This is a genomic window from Sphingomonas sp. VDB2 (assembly GCF_047946695.1).
Lineage (GTDB): Bacteria > Pseudomonadota > Alphaproteobacteria > Sphingomonadales > Sphingomonadaceae > Sphingobium > Sphingobium bisphenolicum.
The window spans coordinates 2,295,180-2,317,885 of the sequence record NZ_CP159615.1 but is presented as its reverse complement, the minus strand read 5'-3'; the positions used below and the strand labels follow the sequence as shown (position 1 = coordinate 2,317,885).

Below are 22,706 nucleotides of genomic sequence, written 5' to 3'. Positions count from 1 at the left end.
TGCCATAGCTTTATCTTGCCTTACGCCACCCTTCCGCTTGAACCGCTCCTGTCGCCCATTTCCGCTTTCCTGATGCTCGCCCATTTCGCCGAGCCGAGGCAAAAAAGAAGCCGGGACACGATGCCTGTCCGGCACCCTGTCCCGGCGTTTCCGAGCCACCGATCAGTGCATGATTGCGAATGCTGCGCGTGCCCGCGCTTCGCTCCTGAAGCTGCGCCGCCCCATCAATCCTTGCGCGTTGCCATCGCCATCGACGATGCTCACCGCCACGAACCAGCGACCGTCCAGCCGCCCGATAATCGCCACCCGATCGAGTTCGAAATCCTCCTCGTCTTGTGCTTGATACGCACCGAGCCACCGTTCCGACACCCTTGCGTCCCAAAGGAAATCGCTCTCCTCGGCCTCTAGGAACCGCTGTGCCAGCGCCTCGCCTGCGCCCCGTCCGAACTCGATTTCGAGTCCCGCTACCAGCGTTGCCACCACGCGGTCCGACGCCGCACCGATGGGTTGAAACATGGTCATGATCGCCTCCTTCGCTTGAAATCCTCCTCATTGAGGACAGACCTCCGAAGACGGGTGGCGAAGCGGCTGTCAGGGCCGCGGAGGCGCAGCCGGAAGCGCCGCGCAGCGGCGGCGGAGGAACCGATTTTGTTGCAAAGGAACAAACAGACTCGGCTGCGCAGCAGCCTCCGGCTCGCGGCAAAATTGGAGGGGCCGCCGGCCTTGCACAGCCGCTTCGCCGCCCGTTATGCTAGGCCTTGCCGAGACGAGCCCCTCCAACGTCCGAGATCGCGCGATGCCCTCGCAGCCCACACACTTCGACGCTCCCGCCTATGCAAGCTCAACGGGGTGCGCGGATCGCGAACAGCATATCTGGCGGCTCGTCTGGCGCGCGTGATGGTGATGGAGTGACGGATGCGCTGCTGGTGCGAAGGGCGATGAACAGTGCTGGTGGCGGCTGTTGCGGAAGGGATTGCGGCGGCCTCGAGGGCGTCCCCGACACTTGTGCTAGATAGGCGCGCGTCTCGGCCGGCAACGCACGGCCTGATGCAAGATGCGCGGCATAACGGCCGGGACCGGCATTGTATGCGGCGAACAGGCCGGGATAGCCGAAGCGGTCATACATCGCGCGTAGATAGGCGGTGCCTGCGAGAATATTGTCGCGTGGATCATGGGGATTGCCGCCCAGGCCGTGCGCCGCCTGCATCGCCGTCCATGTCGCTGGCATCAGTTGCATAAGGCCCATAGCGCCAGCGCGGGATGTGATCGGTCGCCCGCCAAGCATGGTCTGGCCACCGCTTTCGGCACGCATGACCCGTTCGATCCACGCTACCGGCACGCCGAACCGCGCGGACGCCTCGGCGATCTCCACCCGCCAGCGATCAAGTGGATCGGCAGCGGCAGGGGTCGCGACGAACAGCGCGACGGCGAGCGCGAGCGTCCTCAGCGCAGCCACAGCGGGGTCGCCTTGCCAATGACATCCTGCGCCAGCGTCGGCCCGAAATAGCGCCCGTCGAACGAGTCCGGGGTCTCGGTCATGAGCAGGAAGACCATCCCCGGTCCCAGCCGGATGCACCCCTGCCACGCGGGCAAATCGCGGCCTTCCGCATCGGCGGCGCGGCGGATGGCTACCGCCCTTCCGTTCAGCGTCACCACGCGATCGACCGCGCAGATTCGATCCCCGGCCACGCCGACGACGCGCTTCACCAGCGGCACGTTGGACGGCAGATAGTGGCGGCGTGCAGCCAATTGCCGCGCTTCTACAGGCAGCCAGGCAATCACCATGTCGCCGCGTTGGAGCGCTGCACCGGGCGACACGGCATAGAGTCCGATGGGCGCGCTGGCGCTGGCGTTCCAGACGAGCCGGGGCACAGGCGGCAGCGCGATCGTGAGGCCGAGACAGGCGATGCCAGCGGCGATCAGCGCAGCGCGGCGGCGCAGCCGCAGGCGGCGGACATGGGCGGCGCGCCGGACCTCCAACCAGGCGAAGAGTGGCAGCGGTCGATCACGAATCCGGGGCTCAACCATGATCGCCTCCGCGCGCGCGGGCTGCCGACCACGTCTCGATATCGTCGATATGATAGCGCCAGGTGCGCCCATGCAGGCGGCACGTCGGCCCCTTGCCTGTCTGGCGCAGGCGCTTGAGCGTCGAGTAGGCAAGGCCAAGATGAAAGGCCGCCTGCTTGGCGGTGAGGAAGGGGCAGGTTTCGCGCGCGGCCTGCGCACGTGTCGCGGTATCGTCCATGATGAAGGTCCATCTGCGCCGATGCACCCTGCGTCGGCTGAGAGGTGCGGATTGGATCGATCCGGTCCTCTCAGGCAGGGTCGCAAATCGACCCATGCGATTGCGACCTCCCTGTTTTGGTCTGGCGACGATGCCCCGCGCCCATTTCGGGCGCGGGGCAGTTCGCTCAGTCGGCCGGGTTCCAGATGATCGCGAAGGCGTCGTCATCGTCTTGGCCCGCAGCGCGGCCGAGATTGGCGTAGAGTCGGCGCGGGCCGAATTCGGGGGCGGAGAGCGACAGCGACACATAGTCTTTGCCGCTCATTTCGCCGCGCCGGATCCATCCCGCTCCGACCTCGACGCCGGCTGCCGACACGCGATAGTCGGGCTGGGTGTCGCCGGACTTGCGGGTGTTGGGAATGATCTCAATGTCGGTGCGGATAGAGAGCGTCTTGAGCTGACCCTTGAAGCCGTTTCCGTCGCGGGTGACATAACCGATGGCTGGCATTGTTCGTCTCCTTAAAAAGTCGCCCCAAACCGTTTCCGGGCGATGGGCGGACCGGAGGGACGGTCACAGCAGGCCCGCGAACCGGCAGGCCGGAGCGGCAGCGGAGGACCGGAGCCGAAGGCTTATTTGAGAGCGTAGCGACCGCGAGGAGCCCGCGCCCACCCCACGCGGCATGCCGCGTGGGGTGGGCGCGGGCGGGGAAATAAGCCGCATGGCGATGGTTTCGCGGGACTGCGGCCGTCCCAGGTCATGCGCCCGAGGAGCCGGAAACGGTGCAGGACACGGCAGTGGTGACGACGACAATGCCGCCGGTTCATCCCTCGCGATGGATTGGTCTTGGACTGCGCGGACGCACCACCGCCATCGGATCGACCGTCCAAACGCACGCACGACAAGGCTGCCGCCATTATCGTCGGTGTGGCCGATGACGGCCGGTCAGAGCTTCGCGTCCGGGGTAAAAGGCGATAGAGGTGAGTGACATGTCGATGACGATCCTCCGCCTTCCGACAGGCTGCGCCACGCTCATTCGGATTGCCGCCGCGCCGCCGGGCCAAGGGCGCGTCGGCTAGGCACAGATGATGACACCTTCCGGCTGGAGTGTGGCTTGGCGCTCGCATCGCGGGGATCGACGCGCTGGCAGCACACACGGGACAGGCCAGATGCAGGGCTAAAATTGCGCTAGGCCGGGTCGCGAAGGCGCGCGCGCGGATGCTGCTCGACGGCCGGACTGTCACCATCATGCGGGTCGGGCGCAGCTATAATCGCACGGTTGCACGGTTGACGCTGGCCGATCGCGATGTCGCGTCCGAACAGGTGGCGACCGGGCGCGCTGGTGGCCGCGCTGGCAGCGCAAGCCCGACTGGTGCGCGCGCACGCTTATGAGGATGATGGAATAGCCGCGCCCCTGCCCGCGCCAGCAGGCCGGGGCGCGGCCGATATTCAGGGCATCAGCCGCAGCGGCGGAACCGCGAAATCGCCCGCCGCGAAGTGGGCGAGGATCGTCTCGTAGCTGCCGAGACGTTCGACGGTGCAACGGCCAATCAGGAGATAATCGTCCTCGTCGGCGGCATAGGACTGCACCTCGCCCGCGCCGGTGAACACGACGCGCTCGGCGCCCCATTGACCGCAATAGGCGCCCGACCAGCGTGTAAATGGCAGGCCATGCTCGACGCACCATGTTTCGAGGTGCGCGAACCGGCCCCAGGCCACTTCATGCGCCATGAGTTCGAGCGGCACGCCCTCGCGAAACATCGTGAGCGTGAAGGGTTCGCCGTCCCATTCGGTGGACAGTCCTTCTGCCTGAACGAGAGTGGTAAGGTCGGGCAGCAGGGATAGCGGCAGGGTGCCGCCGATGGTGATGCTCGCGGATACGCGGTCGGCCATGATGGTCTCCTTTCCCGCGCGCCCGAGCCCATCAGGGCGAGGGCGCGCGGCCAAATTTTCGTGAACGAAAAGGATGCGGGCGGCGGCTTTTCCGCCGCCCGCAGGGGATCAGGCGGCGAGGCGGTCGGCCTCGTCTTCGTTGAAGGGAGGCACGGGACTCCCTTCGACCGGCAGGGCCATTACCGCGCCGGGTGCGGTCGGATCAGGCTCGTCGTCGCCCGGCGTCCGTCGCTCGATCTCGCGCGCCGCCTGCGCCTTGGCATGGGCCGCGACGGTGCCGACGCCGCCACGCGCCGTATAGGCGGCGGGCGGGAACGCCATCCAGCGCGGCACCCAGCTTTCGCGCTGGTCGCGCCCGTTGGTGCCGTCCAGATGATCGCGGACGATGCGTTTCAGGGTCTTGGTCTTTTCTTGCCGGTTGGCGCTGGCTACGGTTTCGCCCGCCACCTCGGCGACGATCCGGGTCAACACTTCCCGGTCGCGGACAAGCGAGAAAAAGGCGTCGTCGGCCTGCCAACAGCGGGCCATATCGACGCCGATCTCCATGCCCACTGCCTCGACGGCGGCGCTGCCCGATGCCAGCGTTTCGCCCATGACGATGGCGATCACCTCCATGACGACCGCATCGGGAAGGTCGAGTAGCCGGTGGAAGATGCCAACGACGCCATAGTCGTCGCCATTGCCCCCGGTCACGGTCGGTTCCTCAGGCGAAAAGCCGAGAACCGCCAGCATGGCGCGGCGGCGCTCGTCGAAATCCGCCTCGGCTTGGCTGTTGTCGAGGCTGTCGCGCACCTCATCGTTGCGGGTGGATTGCGGCTCGGGCGTGACGCGCCACAGATGCGAACCGCCGATGGCATGGGCCACCATCAAGCGCAGCGCGATGGCCGGATGGCCGGTGAGCGCGGACCGGACGGCGGCGTGGCGATGCAGGTCGACATAGGTCTGCATCGTCGATGTCATTTCGGGCCGCGCCGCTTTCTGGCCGGTCCCGTTCTCGGACCCCTCGGCCTTGGCGATCCGGCGGGCTTCCTTGCCGGAGACATAGCCTTCATGGACGATCACCTCGCCGGTCGCGCGCACGTCGATATAGACGCGCCCGCCCTTGCGCTTGCCCGCCTTCTCATATTCCCATGTCGAGAAATGTGTCGTGGGTGGCACGATGATCGCGTCGGCCCAGCCTTGCTCGACATAGGCGGCGCGGCGTGCCTCGATCTCCGCATTCTGCGCCATCCAGAAAGCATCGGCATCGGCGACATAACGGTCCTCGCCGAACAGGTCGGCGATGGTCGCAAGGCCGCTTGCCTCCACGTCGAACAGCGCATGTTTCACCGGAATTGACTGCCCGCCCAGCAGCCATGATTTCAACTGGTGGCCGGTCGGCAGATAGGCATTCTCGTCGTCGGCAAGTGCCAGCCATGCTTTTTGCTGGCTCTTGGACGCCATCGTCAGATGGCGCACGGTCGCCGCGTCGATCTGTTCCTTGCGATAGAGATCGCGGATGGCGGGGAGCAGATTGCCGAGCGCCAGCACGCGCTTGACGGTGAGGTCGGGCAATCCGAACGTCGCGGCGATGTCTTCCACCTTGCGGCCCTCGCGGACAAGGCGCGTGAAAGTCTCCCATTGCGTCACCTCGTCGGGGTCGAGTCGCGCCATGTTCTCGATCATCGACGCCTCGATGGCAGCGGCGTCGTCGCCCTCGTCGAGAATCGCGCAGGGCAGCATGGAGTCTTGGGGCTCCGGCGTCATATCGCCCGCCGCCCGCCGTTCCTCGGCCACGATCTTCGCGGCGTGGAAGCGGCGGCTTCCGGCAACGATCTCATAGCCATCGGGCGCGCACCGTTGACCTTCGGTCGCCTTCGGCCCGACAGGCTCAGGACGGAGATTGGGACGGACGATGACCGGCTGGATGACGCCACGGCTGCGGACGGTCGGCAGGATGTCGGACACGTCCGGGGCCTTTTTGCTGTAACGCATATTGGCCTTGCTCACGACCAGCTTGTCGAGCGGGATAAAATCGAGTTTCATGGGTCTACTCCTTGTGAGTGCCGGTCCCGTCGCCACGGGATTCGCGGTTTCGCCGCGTCGGGACCGGTTACCGGGGTCGTTGACCTCCCCGGCGAGGCTTGCGACGGGACGCGCCGCGCGTCATCCGCCTTTCCCTGGCTTAGGATCGGTCGGAAGATCGGGGACCGGCGCGGCTTCAATGCGCCAGATGATGGATTGGGCTTGGCTGATCGAACCGGCGCGACGCGCGGTGTCGGCCCAGACCGACAGGCTGACGGTCGTCGAAAATCCGATATCGCGCTCGATCTGCAAGCCGAACGACAGCCGGATGCCCGCCAGTTCGGACAGGCTGAAACAGCCCAGTTCGGGACAGCCGAAACCGAGGTCGGCCAGCCCGAATAGCGTGTCACCATCATCATACAGCTCGGTCGCCAGCCATGTTGCCGCGCCCACGGGATTGAAGAATTTGACGACCGGCGCGGGGTCGGGTTCGTGGGTGCCAGTTTGCATCGCATCACAGTGCGCTGCGGCATTCACGCGCAGCGCGGCGTGAAGCTCGGGGGTCAGGAGGATCATGCCGAGAGCCTTTCGTCCTGCGGAGCTTGGCGTTCGCCGGTGTCCTCGCGAGAAGTGTCGCCTTGGGCGGCCTCGGCCTGAACCGCCGCGACCTGCGCGGCGGCGTGCCGCGCCAGCAACCAGTCGGCGGCCTTGCTGGCGGCGCTGGCGGCGCGGAAGATCGCGCGATTGTCCTCGCGCAGCACGTCCAGCCAACTGCCGAGATAATCGGCATGACGGACGGTCGGGACGATGCCGAGCGCGGCGCAGAGAAAGGCCGAACCCATTTCGGCGACATATCCTGACAGTCCAGCCCTAATCTGACTTCCACCGCCAATTTTCCGGACGCGCGTCATGCCGCCAACTCCTCGGGCTGAGTTTGCTGGGCGTGCATCCAGTCGGCTGCGGCTTGTGCCTTGCTGGCGGCGGTGAAGATGGCGCGAGGGTCGTCCTTCAGCACGCGCAACCACGATGCCACGTATGCGGCATGATCGGCGCGCGGATGGTGGGCGATCCCGAGGTCGGCGAGCACGAACGATGCTGTCAGTTCGGCGCAGATCTCCTCGATCGCCAGACTGTCGCGCTTGAACCTCTCGGCAAAATTGCGGTCGAGCCTGTGCTTTGCGCCCGTAGCGTGGCCGGCTTCGTGCAGAAGGGTGCCCATCTGCGCCGATGCATCCCGAAACGCGGAAAAGGTTGGCATGAAGATGTGATCGAGATCGATCCGGTAGTGCGCATCGTAGGCGCCTTCGGTGATCGGAATCTTCAGAGCCGCGACGAATGCCTCGGCATGCGCGAACCGCTCACACTCGGGCAATACCGCAACAGGTGCGGGTTCATAGCCCTCGACCTGTGCGAGGTTGAACACGGTGAAAGCCCGGGCGAACATGCGGCCGGGGCCGGCTTCGCCGTCGTCATGATCATCATCGGCGCGCGATGCGGCCTGCTTCCAGAACACGACGGTGGTTCCGCGCTCACCCTTGCGGACCTGTGCGCCAAGAGCTGCCCACTGGCGATAGGTCCCCCAAAGACCGCTGGAATAGCTGCTGGCTTCAGCGGCAATCCAGAGCGCGAGCACATTGACACCGCGATAGCGACGGCGGGAGGTGACGTTCTGCGGACGGGTCGTGGCAGCGCCATCATGGTGCCAGGGCATGCGCCAGTCTCCGGCACCGGCTTCGATGGCAGAGACAATCTCGGTGGTGATGCGCGAATAGACGTCGGCTCGCGGCGTCGCAGGGTGGGATCGGGACATGGCGGGTCTCCACGACGGGCGGAGGGAAACTCTCTTCCACTCCTTCAGCCCGTCACCCGAAAACCGGCCTCCTCTCCCTCTCCCGCCACACCACTCCGAGGTGTGGCGGCACCGGGCGCGATCTGTTCGAGGACACGCTCAATCCTTGCCACCTCGGCCTGAAGCGTTACCCGCTGCGGTTCTGGAAGCCGCTTCTCGCGCAGCAACAGCCGCGCCTCGTCAGCTCCGCGCTGCCAGGCCGGGCGATGCCGTTCGACAATACAGGCATTGGGGCAGCGGACCGGCTCGCACATGGCGATCATTGGTCCGGTCGCACCCGGTTCCGAAATCCGGTTGAGGCACAAGGCAGTTGCCGGATCAAAGAAGCAATCGGCCAGCGGGCCGACATGCAATGTCCGCGCGAGACTGCCGAGCATCGTGCGCATCCGGGGCCGGTCGGCAATCATGGCGGGTAGCGGCGCCAACTCGTGGCCAACAGTATCGAGTGCGGCTCCGATCCTGTTCGCGGCAGGTCCGCCAAGGCGCGCACCACCTTGCCGCTCGTCGAAGTAGACGAGGATATCGTCGATCTGGCCAAGCGCGCGCTGGGCTTCGATCTCTCCGCGAAATCCGGACCGGCTGCTGCCGGCATAGCCTTCGAACGCCGCAACGCTGGCGTGCTTGTACTGGATCATGCCGGCAATCGTCCCAAAGGGCCGGTTGGCGATGTGCCAGGCGATGGTCCGGCGAAACTGGCGTGTGGTCAGACGCCAGGGCGCGCCATCGGGTCCGGCAGGAATGATCGGTGCCTCAGCCGTTCCGAACCGGTCATTGAGATGATCGCGAAACCGGTTGAGTTGCCGGACGATCTCTGCAGAAACGTGTGTCTTGGTATTGGCCCGAAGCGCGAGGACCGGCCACAAGGTCGTTGTCCCGCGCGCTTGCCCCGCCCGCGCGGAAAGGCGTTCGAGGACAGCGATGGCTTCGGCGACCGGTGCGATGGTAACCCACTCGGTCTCCTCGCCGCCGCCGCGCTTGCCCTTGTAAGCGGTAGACTTGATGCGATGCCGCAAGATCGCACCATCTTCTGATCTGGTGACGGACAGGCATCCCCGCTTCATCGCCTGGATCTCGCTGTCCCGCATGCCTGAGAGATAGGCACAAACGACGTAGGCTGCCGACTGCAGCATGACCTCTTCGAGAGCCAGGACCTTGGCATCGAAGCGGGTGCGCCAGGGCAGGCCAGTATCGGGATCGGTGGAAATGGCTGTATCCATCCCGCCGATCTCGGTGCCGAGTTCTGCAATGGCGATGGCAATGAGGTTCGGCGCGCCGGTGGTGAGGCCAAGGTGCATGGCAGGTTCGGCCTGCGCGTCGATGCCGGCGTGGAGGTGGATCAGGTGGTAGTTGATCGGCGGTGTGACTTCGCCGCTTTGTGGATCGATCCGCGTTGTGCCGTTGTGTGGGGTGGTCCAGATCGGAATCCCGCGCCCTTGCCGCCGCAAGGCGGCAATATAGGTGTTGAGACGTTGGCGTTGCCGCGACCGACGATCCGCGTGATCAAGACCTGACTCAGCGGCAACCAGACGGTCGCGCTTTGCTTCAAGGCGATCGAGTTCCGCCCGCGCGGCGAGGATGTCATCTGCATAGCAGGTCACGTAGCGCAGCGACCAGGCGAGTAGCGGGGTGATGATCGCTTCCGGAATACGCGGCGTCCGGTTCTCTCCGGCGACGTACTTTGCTCCTGCTACCGAGAAAGGGCTGCGCCCCGGCCACGGTTCAAAGGACAGGCGCGCAATCGGCAGATGGTGCCGCAACTCATGCAGGTCGAAGATTATCCGCAGCAGCGCTGCCGCCGCAACCGGACGCAGTCCGGCAAGGCGCAAAGAGCGGGCGTAGCGATCAGCCAACGACTGATCGACCCGGCCGAGATCGAAACGACCCAGCTGAGCCTTCACGAAGTCGAAAAAGCGCAAGGTACGGTTGGCCTCGCCGCGCACCCCCGCCGGCTCAAGCCGTGAACGGTGGCCGGGTAGATCGACATTGAGACGTGCATGAAGAATCTGGCGCAGGGCATCGGCGATGGATGGGTCGTCGATACCATCGAAATGTACCGTGATATGGCAGCGCCGGGCGTTATCGCGAAACACGCCGGGAGCCAGATCCCAGACCGGATCACCGTATCGAGAGATATGTGCGCGATCGAAGTCGGGCCGCAGTGGTGCGGACAGGAGCACCGGGAGGGCATCACGTTCATCGCGGCCCTCGGCCAGAATCTGTAAAGCAGTCATGCCCGGGCCTCGGGCGGCAGATAGACCGTGGGAGGTTCGGCCGTGACCTGCGCCCGGGCCCTTGTCACGACATCGTCGGCGAAGGCGGGAAGGATCTGCTGAACAATGCGGTCACGGGCATGGCCGAACTTGGCTGCCCACTCGGCCGCGCTGAGGCCTGCTCGCTGACCGTCGACGAAGGAGAGGAACGCGAGGATGGCGGGCAGCTTGCGCGCGGTGATGACCGCGTTGCGACAATCTAGGCAACCCCAGAATGGCGTGGGGCACGCGGTACCGGCAGATGCAAAGGGACTGGAATAGAAGTTGCCGCAGCTGGCAAGCCAGACGTCCTGTTCGCCGTCGAGAAGTGCGCGCGAGATGCCTTCATAATCCGGATCGGGGCTCGCCAACGCGCCGCGCAGCCGCTCCTCGTCCGAGGGAGGAAGTATCCTTGGACCGGTCAGCGCTTCTTCGAGGGCATCCGCCACGGCCTGCTCGTGCAGCGGTCTGAGTGCCGGAATATCGGCGTAGTGCCGTGCCGCGATCTCGGCGGTATGGCCGACGGCGAAGCGGGCCATGTGCCCTTCAGTCTTGAGGTACCACAAGGCCTTGTGCGTCTTGCGCAGCTGCGAGAGGCGCAGGAATAGCGGTCCACCGGCGTCATCAACAATACCGTGACGCTGCGTCCAGGCGTCGATCGTCATGCGCGGATGGCGGATACCAGCGGTGATCTCGTTGGTCTGATAATAGACCCAAAGGTTGTCGCTGGAATTATGCACCCTGGCCTTGGCGGTGAGTGCGATGATCCGCCGGATCAGGCCGCCCGGTGTCGATGAGCCGCCATCACGGACCCGGATGGTCTTGTGTTCGGCACCGTGGGCGCGAAGCTTGGTATAGGCGACATCGACGGTGCCACCCGAAGCGTTGCGCAAGCAGTCGATGGTGAGCGACTTGCAACACTCCAGCTCGAGCCCCGTCTCCAGCGAGAGCAGAACGAGAAGCGGCACGACGTCGTGTGCGGTAAGGTAGTGGGCAGCGTGGAGGCTCAGGTTGAACCTTGCACTGCTCAGTTCGCGAATCCACCGCAGCTTATACAGGCTCTGATATGCGGGGTCACGGTAGTGCAGCACACCGCGCGCTTCGATCGCCGCGTGGGCTTGGCGGTAAGCACCTTCGATCTCCGGCTCCTCGTCGAAGCGCGACCCCGACCGCAAGCGCGCCTCGATAGCAACAAGATCGGCGCGTGCTGCATCGCGGAGTTGGCGAGCAACATACGGACTGTAGGCATCACGTGGACGGGGGCGAACGTGGGGGTGCGAGCTGACGTAGCGCAGCCGTTCCCGCAAGCCAGGTTCGACAAGCGCGGGGCTATCGGCCGCAATCCGGCGAAGGACGGAAACCACCTTGGCGACATAGGTCGGCCCGTGCACGCGCGACTTACCCTTCGCGGCGAGCCACCTCTCGAACCCATCGATATGGTCGGCGCGAAGGTCTGCCGGGCCGTTGATCCGGTCGCCTGTCCCGGCAAGATAGGCAAAGAAGCTCGGCAACTGTGTGACGTATGTCTTGATCGACGAGCGCACCATGATGGGGCCACGCGGAGCGACCAGCATGAACAGGCCCCGTGCAAAGGCGAGAGCCAGGCCACGGGGCCGCAAGCTGGTGAAATCCACGAGCAACTCGCCGCCGTATGGCGGATCGATCATGAAGCGCAGCGTGCTGATCTGCGACCATGGATCGGCCTCGGGCGCAGTCGCGGCGGCCTCGAAACTGACCTTGCGTCCTTTGCGTGGAGCAGCGGTCATGATGGAAGATAGCCCGGTACGAGTGCCAACAGCTCTTCAACCGCTGCATCGACGGTATCGGCACGCGTGGCAAGATGATCGAGATAGATCGAGGTCGTGGCGAGGCTTGAGTGGCCGAGCAGTCGCTGGACCTGCTGAAGCGGATCGCCGACCAACTGGCGATAGCCTTCCACGGCGCCCACCTGTGCCGCCGCCTCGGCAAGGCGGCGCTGGATCAGCATGGCCAGCATGTGGACCGCGAACGAATGCCTGAGTTGATGGGGGCTGACCCGGACCGGGATGCCGGCATCCGTGCAGCGGCGGCTCGCCCGCGCGAAGATCGCTTCCCACGAGTTGGGGAGCACCGGATGCCCGACCTCGGTAAGCCAGAGCACCGCTGCTTCGCAGGGCGTGCCATCGTCAGCGCAAATAACAAGCCTGGCGCGTTCATCCGGTGTGACGACCTCCATGTCCATCGTGCCACCGCCAACCAGCTGCAATGCGCGCGGCCCGAATAAGGGGCGGTGGATGAAAATCGGGCGGTCGATGGCTTCCCAGCCACGGCGTCTTGCAAACTTGGCGACGGCTTCGGCTCGCTCCACGGCAATATAGGCGTCAAACATCGGCAACAAACGGCGCGGCAGCAACATGCTACGCCCCCTGTCTCCCTTGGTGAGTGCCGCCGGAAGTTCGACCCGCCGCTGCCGTTCTGCGCGGGCATCGCCAACCGGAATCTCGGCAGTGAGCAGGTGGGATGCCTCTTCCAAGCGCAGGCCGGTGGTGACCAGAAGATCGGCGAACAGCGCATTGCGCGCGCCATTGCGGTCACGTGCTCCAGGACGCTCCGTTCCCTCTACGGTCAGGCCGCGCAGGCCGACCTCGCGGAAGGCGCGGTAATCGGTGAGATCGATGAAGCGAACATCGGACCGGCGGGCCGCGCGTTCATAGGCGTCGTTGCGGCCCGTGACGGCCGCTCGACGCCCTCCGTGCGAACTTCTCCAGATCTGCCGGTGGGTAAAGGGCGTGCGCTCGATCAGGCCTTCCCGTTCGGCCCATCGATAAAGCTTGTCGAGCGAGGCAATCGCCCGGTTCCACGTCGACGCCGAAACCCGGAACTCAGCGTCACTACGCCGACGTGCCCGATGATAGGCACCGACATCATCGGTATCGGCTTGCCAGACAGACTTGCCGCGCGCGGAGGCGAGGAAGCGAACCCAGACCAGGACATCATAACCGTGGGCGCGCAGCGAATGGCGCGAACGCGCCCCGTTCAGCGGCAGATCGAGAAAGTAGCGGTCGAGGTCTGGATCGTAAATCTCTCCACTTTGCAGGATCACCGGGATGTAGGAGTCCAGGCCATCCGCTGCCCGGCGTTCCTGAATGACGATCGACGTGTCTGAAGTATCCACAGCTTGCCAGTCCCTCCCCCGGACCCCCTCCCGACTCCAGATCGCGCACGTTGCGGATCTGCGGGACGGTGGTCATCAGGCCGGACTACGCCAGCTTATGGATAGCGCTTCATCCGGCCTGATGACCCCCTGCGTTGTGCCAAGAACATACCGTTCAATGGTGCGTCAGGCACGGTGCAGACTGTCCAGATAAGGCAATCAATTCCTCGCGGGCATAATCCTTCGATCCGAAGCTGTTGACGAGATTGCGGTTCAACCGGGACGGGTGGCCGCTGCCGTGGCAAAGTTCGTGCAGGCAGGTCCGGTAATAGTTGATCTGCTCGAAAAAGGCCGGTTGCGGCGGCACCTGCACATAGTCCTGCGCGGGCACATAATAGGCGCGATTGCCGCCTACACGGAACGCGATGCCGCTTGCGGCGATCACTTCCTCGGCGATCGGCACGATCTGGCGTTCGGGCAAGGGGACCGGATCGGGCGCGAGGCCGGGGCGCAATCCCTCGCACTGCGCGACGTTGAACACGGTAAAGCGTTTCAGGAACGGTATGGTCTTGGCGTCGCCGCCGGTTTCGACGGCGCGCACTTTCTCGGCCTCGGGGGTGAAGCGGTCGGCATAGACGACGGTGGTGCCGCGCTCGCCCTTGCGGACGCAGCCGCCTGCCTCAAGCGCCTGTTTGAAGGTAAGCCACGCCTGCGAGGGATAGCCCTGTTCAATGACTGCGCCCCACAGGATAAGGACGTTCACGCCAGAGTAACGGCGCGCAGTCAGAGCGTTGCGCGGCAGGCCGGGGCTGATCGCGCTGCCATCACCATCGGGACACCCCCAAGGCTGAACCCACGGAAAGCGGCCCGCCTCCAGTTCGGCGATGATCCGCGCCGTCACCTCGTCATAAAGGTTCGTGCGCGCCGTTTCGGACTCTGTCCGGGCCTTGGCCGCGTTCGGAGTTCCGCCGGTGGACGCCTTGGGTTTCCGGCCCTTGCCGCGCGCGCGGACAGTCGTGAGAGCACGCATCATTCACCTCCTGCACCGCCCCAAAACCACCATGGCCTCCCCCGGAAGCGGGGGTGGGCGGCAAGATGCGAACCGAAGAGGACCGCTTGAGCGGCGTCGGCACCCGAAGGGCCGCAACGCAGTGAAGGAGCCGGGCGCAGCCCGGCTTGCCGGGGACGCGAGCGGGCCTAGCAGGGAGCGCCGCCCACTCCCGCGCCACCGGGAGAGGCCACCGACAGCGCCGCCGCGCAAGCGGCGACCGCAGCGCTTCCCGGCGGCAAGGCCGTCGCCAACAAAGGGATGGCCCCCGGCCGGCGCGGGCGGATCAGCGGTGCAGGGTCGGCTTCGCGAGGCCAGGGCGGTAATTGTCGCCGGCCTAGCGAAACCGGGCGCATCGCCCGACCAAGAGGCCGGCATGCCTGCGGGGTCGCCATCGGGCACCGCACCCTGTCCGGGCGAGGCGAAGCCACCCGGTCAGTGTGCGTCCGCAGCCCCGCTCCATCAGGTCAACAGAGGCTGACCCGCGCCAGTCGATCGTTACCGCCAGGCCGGGACCCGGCAACGGGGCTTGGCGGTGAGAAGCCTGGCTTCGAGCTGTAGAGCGCGGTCGCGCCGATTCACCGGCGCGAGGCGTTTGGGTCAATCCTCGTACGAGGTTAGAACGAGCTTATCGACTTTCGGCGAAGCGGGGTCGCTGCAACGCATGGCCGCGAGCTGCTCATGAATGCCGATGAATTCTCCGTCGGCGTTGATCTCAAGTCCTTCGGAAGGCTGGGTAGACTTGAACCCAAACGCTCCCCGACGTTCAATGTCATATTCGTGCATGTCGGTTGAGGAGGCGTCCGTGGAGTTGCGTTCTAGACCCCAAAAGTAGAGAGGACTGAGGGAAAGGGCCCGCCCGGTCGAGGGATCGACGACGTAGACGAGTTCGTCCGAAAAAGCATGAGGTCCGCTGTATTCGAGCACGTCCACGAAGGTCTGCGAAGAGCCATGCAACACCCGGAATATGCCAGAGTACGAACCGGCGTGGAAGCGCTTGGCCACCACGCCTTCGAAAACGCCGAGCCGCCTGCCTTCGAAGACGCGCGCTACGTGGTTGGCGAGAAGGCCAAGGAACCCGATCCAGTCTACTGCCGCCCGCCGGTCATGCTTGTCGGAGTTCAGTCCTTCAATCCACTGATCAATTTGCCTGGCGTTCTCCGGTCGCACTAACGGGGATAATGGCGCCGCGAACTCAAGTTTCGCTTCGTTGCCGGCGATGCAGGTTTTGATCAGCCCCCAAAGTGGACCGGCGGAGCGCTGATTGAAGCCCTTGAACAGCCGTCCGCCGGATTTGATCGCGCAGAGGTCGGCAAAGGCCACATATGCCGCGAGGCTGAGCAAACTCTCTGCCGCTCCACGGCCCCGTTGGACACGGCGCTCCGCATCGCGCTCTGAGATAAAGCGGGCAAGGGGCGCTGCTGCCGGATAGGGCAGATCCGACAGTAGTTCCGTAAGCTCGCGCCATCCGGGTGAGGCGCTGCGCTCTTGGATCAGATGGACGTCCGCGCTGTCGACGAATGAGCAGGCAGACGCACTGGTGCCGAAGTCGAGCCCAAGATAAGTAGAACCTCCAACCTCATCGGAGGCGAAAGTCATGTCGATGTGAAAGGGCTTGCCTTCAGCGGTGTAGCCCATGGACTGATTGTTCCGGCCGTAGATAAATTTTGGGATTGCCGTCCCGTCCTCGCGAACGGTGAGTTCAACCTCTATGTTTGCCGCGAAGCGCGCGCCTTTTGGTGTGACCGCTCTAGTCTCGACGATATTGTGTCGGGCCTCAAGGTCATCAGGATCGAAGGATGAGCGCATGAAAAAGTATTCGAGCACCCGTCGCGGGGGACTGTCCAAACGGACTTTCCACAACAGAGGTGTGTCGACCAAACCACGAAGGCTGCTGGCCGAAGGCAGCAGGACGCCCGCGTCGTGTCCATCCGCTGCGCCCGCGGCGAGCTTTGGAGTAGTGGGTCGGGCGCGCCGGATTTCCAGTTCACCATCATCGGGTCGCAGAGCTAAACACAGCCTATTGTAGGTAACCGCACGGAAATCGCCTTGGCCCTCTGTGTAGAACCGTCGCGCGCACTCGGTCGCTAAGCCCTTCGCTACGATCTCTTGGAAGTTTTCGCTAAGGTTGAGCATTTGGGCATGTGCAAGTTCAGACTTCCCCAAATCTCTATCGATCAGCTTGGCGAGCCACTGAATGTTCGATGAGCCTCCTGAGAGGAGCACCACTGATATGTCTTGACCGCGCAGTTCCCGGGACGCGCGCTCAATCGTTTTCTTGACTGCGTCCCGCAGCTTCGCTTTCCAGACCCCCTCCTCGAAGATCTGCCTAAGCAGGCCGGCATCAAGCTTAAGGTTGGCCATGCGTGATGCCGAAGCATAGGGGTCGACAGGCACGGAGATTGGGAACGCTGTTGAGCGGGAGAGGTCTGCTGTGAGGCTCCAGTTTGCGATTGATGTGCAGACCGCGAGCTTAGCATTTTCAACAATCTGCAGCAGGCGTCGGTAGTGGCGATAAAAAGTCTGCTGTTTCTCAGCTAGTTCGTAGAGATCGTCCGACGTCTTAATCCTGTCCGCCCGTTCAATGGACTTTCTGACTTCGGCGCGAATCTCTTTCGGAACCGCCTTCATCAGGAGGTCCGCCGCGAGTAGCCGATTGATGTAAAAGCCTCCGACCTGCACCGACTTGGCGCCAAGCGGTCGCGAGTTGGTTCCGGAGCCGCTTACATCCCCCGTTTTAGTGGTCTCTATCACCGAAATGTCGAAAGTGCCGCCGCCAAAGTCAAGTACCAGCGCGATGTGCTTACGGTTCTCTGCGATTACAGGATGGCGAAGCCCGTATCTATAATACTGAAAAACCGCGAATGGCTCCGGAAGGAAGTCGATCTGCTCGAACTTTCCATGAAGGATTCGGCGAATCGCCCGACGGTAATTAGAAAGCCAATTTTCGTCCGCCATGTCGGTTCCGGCTAAAGCCAGGGGTTCGGCAATCAGCAGGTTCTTGGGCAGTGGTCGACCCTGCAATTCAAGCCAGCCATTTACCTTCGCCAATAGTTCGCGGAAAAAGTCTTGCGCAATGCCGGCCACAGTAGTGCGATGGGTGTGTGGCGACTGCGCGGACCTCTTCGTCACCGCGTCTGGATCATGTTGGCCCAACTCGATCTTGAAGTCTTCGAGAAGCTTTTCGGGTGCGTCGCACCGCTCACGCGCCTCGTATCCAATGTGCGCCCGCCGATCGGAACTGTAATAAATGGCGGTAGGTACAACGCCGCGTCCTTCGATCTGCACTAGATTTACGGATGAGATGAACGGCAACTTTTTAGTGGACAATTGGCTTCCCCTTGCGACGTATTGAGCATGAGCGGCCCCGGGATGTCTATGCCGTTTCGCGCGGGCTTCGGGCGCGCTGGTCAAATGTCATTTGTGCAAGTTCCAACAAGCTTTCGGCTTTGCTAACGAACGTTCGGAGATGGCTGGCTAAATCGCTTCGCGGAATGACTGGATGTGGGTCTACCTTGCCCAGATCAGCCGACTGAAGAAGGTTCGCTTTCATCGCTCGACCACCTTGCTCTTGCCATTCGGCTACCGGCCCAGTTCTTGTCGTTTTCTCGGGCTGGTCGAACGACCACCGCTTGTCAGCTCTTGGGCTTGACCATACCACTCCCGCGCCACCGGGAGAGGCCACCAAACGCGCCGCCGCGCCAGCGGCGACCGCAAGGGTCAGCAGCGCTGACCCGCGCCAGCGATCGTCACCGGCAGGCCGAGACCCGGCAACGGGGCTCGGCGGCGAGAAGCCTGGCTTCACGCCGTAGAGCGCGGTCGCGCCGCTTCACCGGCGCGAGGCGTCATCCCTTCGGGGGCAAAACCCATTCAACCGACATGACGCACCGCATAGAGCGGACCACATAGGGGGCTAGAGCACGCTGCGTTAAATCCAACGCAAGTCGCGTGCTCTAGTTTTCTGTTTTCGCATCGTTTTTTGCGCAAAACCGGTTCCCACTGTTGCGCACGATGCTCTAGGGCTTTCGCCGCATCAATTGCCGCCAGCCACCGCGTGCCATGATGCCCGCGTCTCGAACCAGACGCCTGACCCGTGATCGCAGAGAATCGGATGGCACTGTCCAATCCAGCGCCACACGCTGTTCGCCGAACAGGGCCGCACCGATCTCGCGCTGGCTGGCCCCTTGCACGAGCGCATCATGGATCCGCAGCATGTCGACCATACGGGCGATCCGGGGATCGGGAGGGAATAGCGAGCGAGAGAAACGGCGCGTGCGACACAGGTGGAGAAACCGGCGCAAGGGCAGCAAGCGCCGCTCCGACGATTGGATGCCCTGCAATCTGAAATGGAGCAGGACGGCTTGCTGTCCCGTCAGGCACCCTTTCTCGATGTCGAACCGGATATGATGCCAGCCGTCGGAGAGGACGGCATGTTCGCGTCCCTCGCTACCGATGGCGATGGTGAGCCAGGGCGCGATATGGGCAAGATCGAGGCTGTCGGGATCTGCCGGATCGGCGGGGATGGCGGCAACGGCGATCGTCCCGGGATCAAATGCAGCATGCCAGATGATCCGGGCCTCGGGCGCGGCGCGGCTCGGATGTTCGGCGAAAGTGAAGCCCCCATGCAAGCGGTTCGGGATGAACGCCCCGGGTGGCGGTACTCGCCTGCACATGCCAGGCGACATAGGCGGGATCGCGGCGCAGCCATTCCCACATGAGACCGGCGCGATCGATGCCGCGCAGCCGCGCATAGCCTTGCCCGTGACGCCAGTCCGGCGAAGACGGTTCGCCGGTCGGCACGCTCACTCGCCGCGCTTGACGCCGCTGGTCAAACGGCGATCAAGGACACGAGTGGATGGCGTGGGCGATATGCGCTCCGGCGGACCCGGACCATGCTGCACTGCACTATTTCGCAGGAAGCGGTTGTGATATGACATGTTTATGACGTGAGTCGTCGCGCACCGACGTGAGACACCCGTGCTCGACCCGAAATATAGGGAAAGGGCGATCGCCGGACATGCGGTGGCTTGAGACACTGCCGGGGATCGCGATGCCGCCTTATGCGCATGCAGAGCATGGCGACGCAGTTTATGCGCGTCATCGAGGCCGTCGCAAACCCGGACGATCTCATCGCCGCCACGGCGGCGATGACGGATCAGCTCGGTTTTCAATATTTCGCGCTGACGCATCATGTCGATATCGTCGCGGCGAGCGGCAGCGCCATCCGCCTTCACAATTATCCGGCGCGTTGGGCCGATTATTATGATCGCAACGCGCTCGGCGTATCCGATCCGGTCCACCGCGCCAGCCATATGACCAATGTGGGCTTCCCCTGGTCGCGGATATCGCAGATGATCCCGATGACCCGGCAGGACCACCGCGTGCTGGCGCTGGGGCGCATGCAAGGCATTGGCGACGGCTTCACGGTTCCTGCGCATGTGCCCGGCGAAGCGCGCGGCTCCTGCTCGTTCGCGAACGAGGCGGGCCGCCCAATACCGCAGGAGATGCTGCCGCTGGCGCAACTTGCCGGCATGTTCGCGTTCGAGGGCGCGCGGCGGATCTGGTCGATCCGCAGTGGCCAGCAAGTGCCGTTGCGACCGATGCTTACCGACCGCCAACGCGACTGCGTCCTCTGGGTCGCGCGCGGCAAGAGCGACTGGGAGATCAGCCTGATCCTGGGCGTCGGCGAGGAGACGGTCGCCCGCCATATCAAGCAGGCCTGCGAGCGGTATGGCGTGAACAAGCGGACATATCTGGTGATCCTGACGCTCTTCGACGGAACCCTGACCTTCTCCGATATCTTCCGCCGCCGATATTACCCTTTTCCGGAATAGCGGCATGACCCGCAGCAGCGCGACCCTGGACCGATCACGTCCAGGGAGTCATTGCCATGCTACATGTCCTTCAATCCGCCACGCCGTCGGCATCGCACGCCGTCCTGCGGTCGATGTTCGCCGCCCGCAAATCCGTCTTTGTCGATCTGCTCAAATGGGACGTGCCCGTCCTCGACGGACGCTATGAGGTCGACCAGTTCGACGATGTCCATGCAACCTATCTCATCCTTGCCGAACCCGACGGCACCCACCTGGGATCGGCGCGGCTGCTGCCGACGATGCGTCCCCATATACTTGGCCATCTCTATCGCGACCTGTGCGACGACGCACCGCCCCGATCCCCGGATATTTTCGAGATCACCCGCTTCTGCCTCGATCGTCGGCTGAGGGCGCGCGAACGACGCCAGGTGCGCGACGCGCTCGTCAACGCACTGGTCGATCATGCGCTCGCGAACGGCATCACCGCCTATAGCGCGATCGCGCAGATGGGCTGGTACCAGCAGATCCTCGCCTTTGGCTGGCGCTGCCTGCCGCTCGGCCTGCCGCGCGTCATCGACGGGTCGATGCTCGCCGCGCTTCGTATCGACATCACGGCGGAGACACCGGCGCTGCTTGCCGACGGGCGCATGGTCGCTTCAGCATTGCGCGAAGACCAGCGTGTCGCGGCCTGAAGCGGGAGACAGGACATGACCGACATGATCACCCATTCCGGCGACCTTTCCAGCGAGATCGCGCGCCACGCGGCCGACCTGCTGGCCCAGGGCTATTGCATCATCCCCGACGCGCTGCCGTCGGCAACGATCGCCGCGCTCGACGCCGACCTGACCGGTGATTTCATCCGCACGCCCTTTGGCCAGGGCGGGTTCTACGGCACGACGACCAAGCGCTTCGGTCGGCTCCTGATCCGCTCGGGCCATGCCGCGGCGCTGGTTCAGCATCGGCTCGTGCTCGGTGTCGTCGAGACGATATTGTCACCCTGGTGCGACCGCATCCAGCTCAACACGACCCAGGCGATTGCGGTGCATCCCGGCGCGCCGGCGCAGCTACCCCACCGTGACCAGGACATGTGGCGCGGCCCGGTCGGCGAGATCGAATATCTCGTCAACGTGATGTGGCCCTTGACCCCGTTCACGCCGGACAATGGCGGAACGCTGGTCTGGCCGCGCAGCCATGGCGGACATGCGCTCGACCCCGAACCCGAAGGAGCGCCCTTCGCGGCGGCGATCGTACCCGGTGCGGCGCTGATCATGCTCGGCTCGACCCTGCACGGTGCGGGCGCCAACGTCACCGGCACGGTGCGACGTGGCGTCGTGGTCGGCTATGCGCTCGGCTGGCTCAAGCCCTACGAGAATCCGTGGCTCGCCTATCCGCCCCAGGTCGCGCGAACCTTTGCGCCGGATCTCGCGGCCCTGGTCGGCTACCAGCAACATCGCCCTAATCTCGGCAATTTCGAAGGCCAGTGTCCCTCCATTCTGCTGGGCGACCATGCCGATGCGCCGTTGGGCGCGATCGACGCACTGCGGCCTGACCAGCAGACGCTGGTCGATGCTTATGCGGCCGCACAAAGGCCGGCATCATGAATTCCGGTCCTACCGCCGAACGGGTGCATGAGACCCTGCGAAAACGAATCATGACCCGTGCATACCGGCCAGGCGACCGCCTTGATCCGGCGGTCCTCGCTGCGCCGCTTGCCTCGAGCGTCACGCCGGTGCGCGACGCGCTGCATCTCCTGACAGGGGAGGGGCTGGTCGAAACGCGGACGAGCGGCGGCTTCCATATCCCCGGGCTCGACGAACCGGCGCTCAGGGATCTGTACGACTGGTCGACCGAGTTGCTGGCCCTGGCGATCCGCGCATGGCCCCGCACCAGGGCACCCGCCCCGATGCCGGTCGTGCTGGCGGATCAACCGATCGCGGATCGCACAAGCGAGATTTTCCTGGCGGTCGCCCGGCGGTCGGCCAATGGCGAGCATCCCCGTGCCGTCGATCGCCTCAATGCGCGCCTTCATGCCACCCGCTCCGTCGAGCCCCATGTGCTCGACGGGGTGGAAGAGGAACTGGCGGCGATCGGTCTTGCCGCGGCCAGCGGCGAACGCGACGGGCTGCGCCGGCTCAGCACGGCCTATCATCGCCGCCGCCGGCGGGCTGCCGCCGCGATCGTACGGACGGTCTACCGGTTCGATTGAGCAGGCCGTTTGCGCGCAGGGGCGAAACAATATCCATATAGAATCGGTATAAAGTTCGGATAGGTCTTCGCGCTTCCTAAGCTGCCATGGCTGCAATTCGCAGCATGACAGAAGGAGTGCATCATGGAACGCGAAGACAATGTCATCGACCTCGGCACCGCCAGCATCGAGACCAAGGGGCCGGGCGGCAACGCCGGCGATGTCGGTCTCAACCAGATCCTGACCGGCCTGACCGAGGATTGATGCGGTGGCGCGCGGCTCGCGCCGCGCGCCATTGTGTCGCCGATGT

Annotated in this window: 22 protein-coding genes and 1 pseudogene; 6 read left to right on the top strand and 17 right to left on the bottom strand. The window is 64.4% G+C overall.

Annotated features, from left to right (window positions below; translation table 11 throughout):
• Positions 1-162: 162 nt before the first annotated feature.
• The 5 genes from ABT375_RS11485 to ABT375_RS11465 all read right to left on the bottom strand — a co-directional run bounded on the left by ABT375_RS11485 (position 163) and on the right by ABT375_RS11465 (position 2,732).
• A complete protein-coding gene (locus tag ABT375_RS11485; protein ID WP_416462501.1) occupies positions 163-522 on the bottom strand; it encodes a hypothetical protein in 360 nt (119 codons plus the stop codon).
• Between the two features lie 319 nt (positions 523-841).
• On the bottom strand, positions 842-1,456 hold the full coding sequence (locus ABT375_RS11480; RefSeq protein WP_416462500.1) for a lytic transglycosylase domain-containing protein: 615 nt from the start codon (positions 1,454-1,456) through the stop codon (positions 842-844).
• Positions 1,444-2,028: a S26 family signal peptidase gene (locus tag ABT375_RS11475; protein ID WP_416462499.1), complete on the bottom strand. Its 585-nt coding sequence runs from the start codon at positions 2,026-2,028 to the stop codon at positions 1,444-1,446. The genes ABT375_RS11480 and ABT375_RS11475 overlap by 13 nt, the downstream gene beginning before the upstream one ends.
• Complete coding sequence (locus tag ABT375_RS11470) at positions 2,021-2,245, bottom strand: helix-turn-helix transcriptional regulator (protein WP_037474231.1); 225 nt, start codon at positions 2,243-2,245, stop codon at positions 2,021-2,023. The genes ABT375_RS11475 and ABT375_RS11470 overlap by 8 nt, the downstream gene beginning before the upstream one ends.
• 166 nt (positions 2,246-2,411) lie before the next feature.
• Positions 2,412-2,732 (bottom strand): DUF736 domain-containing protein, encoded by a 321-nt coding sequence (locus ABT375_RS11465; protein WP_416462498.1) that lies wholly within the window; start codon positions 2,730-2,732, stop codon positions 2,412-2,414.
• Between the two features lie 708 nt (positions 2,733-3,440).
• Here ABT375_RS11465 and ABT375_RS11460 point away from each other — a divergent pair.
• On the top strand, positions 3,441-3,614 hold the full coding sequence (locus tag ABT375_RS11460; protein ID WP_416462497.1) for a hypothetical protein: 174 nt from the start codon (positions 3,441-3,443) through the stop codon (positions 3,612-3,614).
• Positions 3,615-3,671: 57 nt separating this feature from the next.
• Here the strand turns inward: ABT375_RS11460 and ABT375_RS11455 are convergent, their stop codons facing one another.
• The 12 genes and pseudogenes from ABT375_RS11455 to ABT375_RS11400 form a co-directional block, all read right to left on the bottom strand.
• Positions 3,672-4,115 carry a hypothetical protein gene (locus ABT375_RS11455; RefSeq protein WP_416462496.1) on the bottom strand — a complete coding sequence of 148 codons (444 nt, stop codon included), beginning with the start codon at positions 4,113-4,115 and terminating at the stop codon, positions 3,672-3,674.
• A 108-nt stretch (positions 4,116-4,223) separates the two neighbouring features.
• Positions 4,224-6,140, bottom strand: coding sequence for a ParB/RepB/Spo0J family partition protein (locus tag ABT375_RS11450; RefSeq protein ID WP_416462495.1), 1,917 nt, complete (start codon positions 6,138-6,140; stop codon positions 4,224-4,226).
• Positions 6,141-6,260: 120 nt separating this feature from the next.
• Entirely contained in the window at positions 6,261-6,695 is a 435-nt protein-coding gene (locus ABT375_RS11445; protein WP_416462494.1) for a DUF2958 domain-containing protein, read from the bottom strand.
• Positions 6,692-6,970 (bottom strand): annotated as a pseudogene (locus ABT375_RS11440) (zincin-like metallopeptidase domain-containing protein); the annotation flags it as partial. The gene ABT375_RS11445 and the pseudogene ABT375_RS11440, both read right to left, overlap by 4 nt.
• Positions 6,971-7,026: 56 nt before the next feature.
• On the bottom strand, positions 7,027-7,929 hold the full coding sequence (locus ABT375_RS11435; RefSeq protein WP_416462493.1) for an ArdC family protein: 903 nt from the start codon (positions 7,927-7,929) through the stop codon (positions 7,027-7,029).
• A 44-nt stretch (positions 7,930-7,973) separates the two neighbouring features.
• Positions 7,974-10,199 (bottom strand): integrase, encoded by a 2,226-nt coding sequence (locus ABT375_RS11430; protein ID WP_416462492.1) that lies wholly within the window; start codon positions 10,197-10,199, stop codon positions 7,974-7,976.
• A complete protein-coding gene (locus tag ABT375_RS11425) occupies positions 10,196-11,983 on the bottom strand; it encodes a hypothetical protein (protein WP_416462491.1) in 1,788 nt (595 codons plus the stop codon). Before ABT375_RS11425 ends, ABT375_RS11430 begins: the two co-directional genes overlap by 4 nt.
• Complete coding sequence (locus tag ABT375_RS11420) at positions 11,980-13,371, bottom strand: tyrosine-type recombinase/integrase (RefSeq protein ID WP_416462490.1); 1,392 nt, start codon at positions 13,369-13,371, stop codon at positions 11,980-11,982. The genes ABT375_RS11425 and ABT375_RS11420 overlap by 4 nt, the downstream gene beginning before the upstream one ends.
• Positions 13,372-13,525: 154 nt before the next feature.
• On the bottom strand, positions 13,526-14,380 hold the full coding sequence (locus ABT375_RS11415) for an ArdC family protein (protein WP_416464889.1): 855 nt from the start codon (positions 14,378-14,380) through the stop codon (positions 13,526-13,528).
• 618 nt (positions 14,381-14,998) lie between these two features.
• Entirely contained in the window at positions 14,999-17,728 is a 2,730-nt protein-coding gene (locus ABT375_RS11410; RefSeq protein ID WP_278392264.1) for a hypothetical protein, read from the bottom strand.
• Between the two features lie 686 nt (positions 17,729-18,414).
• Positions 18,415-19,026, bottom strand: coding sequence for a DNA -binding domain-containing protein (locus tag ABT375_RS11405; protein ID WP_416462489.1), 612 nt, complete (start codon positions 19,024-19,026; stop codon positions 18,415-18,417).
• Positions 18,947-19,114 (bottom strand): transcriptional regulator domain-containing protein, encoded by a 168-nt coding sequence (locus ABT375_RS11400; RefSeq protein WP_416464888.1) that lies wholly within the window; start codon positions 19,112-19,114, stop codon positions 18,947-18,949. The genes ABT375_RS11405 and ABT375_RS11400 overlap by 80 nt, the downstream gene beginning before the upstream one ends.
• 359 nt (positions 19,115-19,473) lie before the next feature.
• Between ABT375_RS11400 and ABT375_RS11395 the strand changes: the two genes are divergently transcribed.
• The 5 genes from ABT375_RS11395 to ABT375_RS11375 all read left to right on the top strand — a co-directional run bounded on the left by ABT375_RS11395 (position 19,474) and on the right by ABT375_RS11375 (position 22,660).
• A complete protein-coding gene (locus ABT375_RS11395; protein ID WP_416462488.1) occupies positions 19,474-20,232 on the top strand; it encodes a LuxR family transcriptional regulator in 759 nt (252 codons plus the stop codon).
• A 56-nt stretch (positions 20,233-20,288) separates the two neighbouring features.
• Positions 20,289-20,903: an acyl-homoserine-lactone synthase gene (locus ABT375_RS11390; RefSeq protein ID WP_416462487.1), complete on the top strand. Its 615-nt coding sequence runs from the start codon at positions 20,289-20,291 to the stop codon at positions 20,901-20,903.
• Between the two features lie 15 nt (positions 20,904-20,918).
• On the top strand, positions 20,919-21,812 hold the full coding sequence (locus ABT375_RS11385) for a phytanoyl-CoA dioxygenase family protein (RefSeq protein ID WP_416462486.1): 894 nt from the start codon (positions 20,919-20,921) through the stop codon (positions 21,810-21,812).
• Complete coding sequence (locus ABT375_RS11380) at positions 21,809-22,417, top strand: GntR family transcriptional regulator (protein ID WP_416462485.1); 609 nt, start codon at positions 21,809-21,811, stop codon at positions 22,415-22,417. The genes ABT375_RS11385 and ABT375_RS11380 overlap by 4 nt, the downstream gene beginning before the upstream one ends.
• A gap of 123 nt (positions 22,418-22,540) precedes the next feature.
• Positions 22,541-22,660 carry a benenodin family lasso peptide gene (locus tag ABT375_RS11375; protein ID WP_150425829.1) on the top strand — a complete coding sequence of 40 codons (120 nt, stop codon included), beginning with the start codon at positions 22,541-22,543 and terminating at the stop codon, positions 22,658-22,660.
• Positions 22,661-22,706 lie beyond the last annotated feature (46 nt).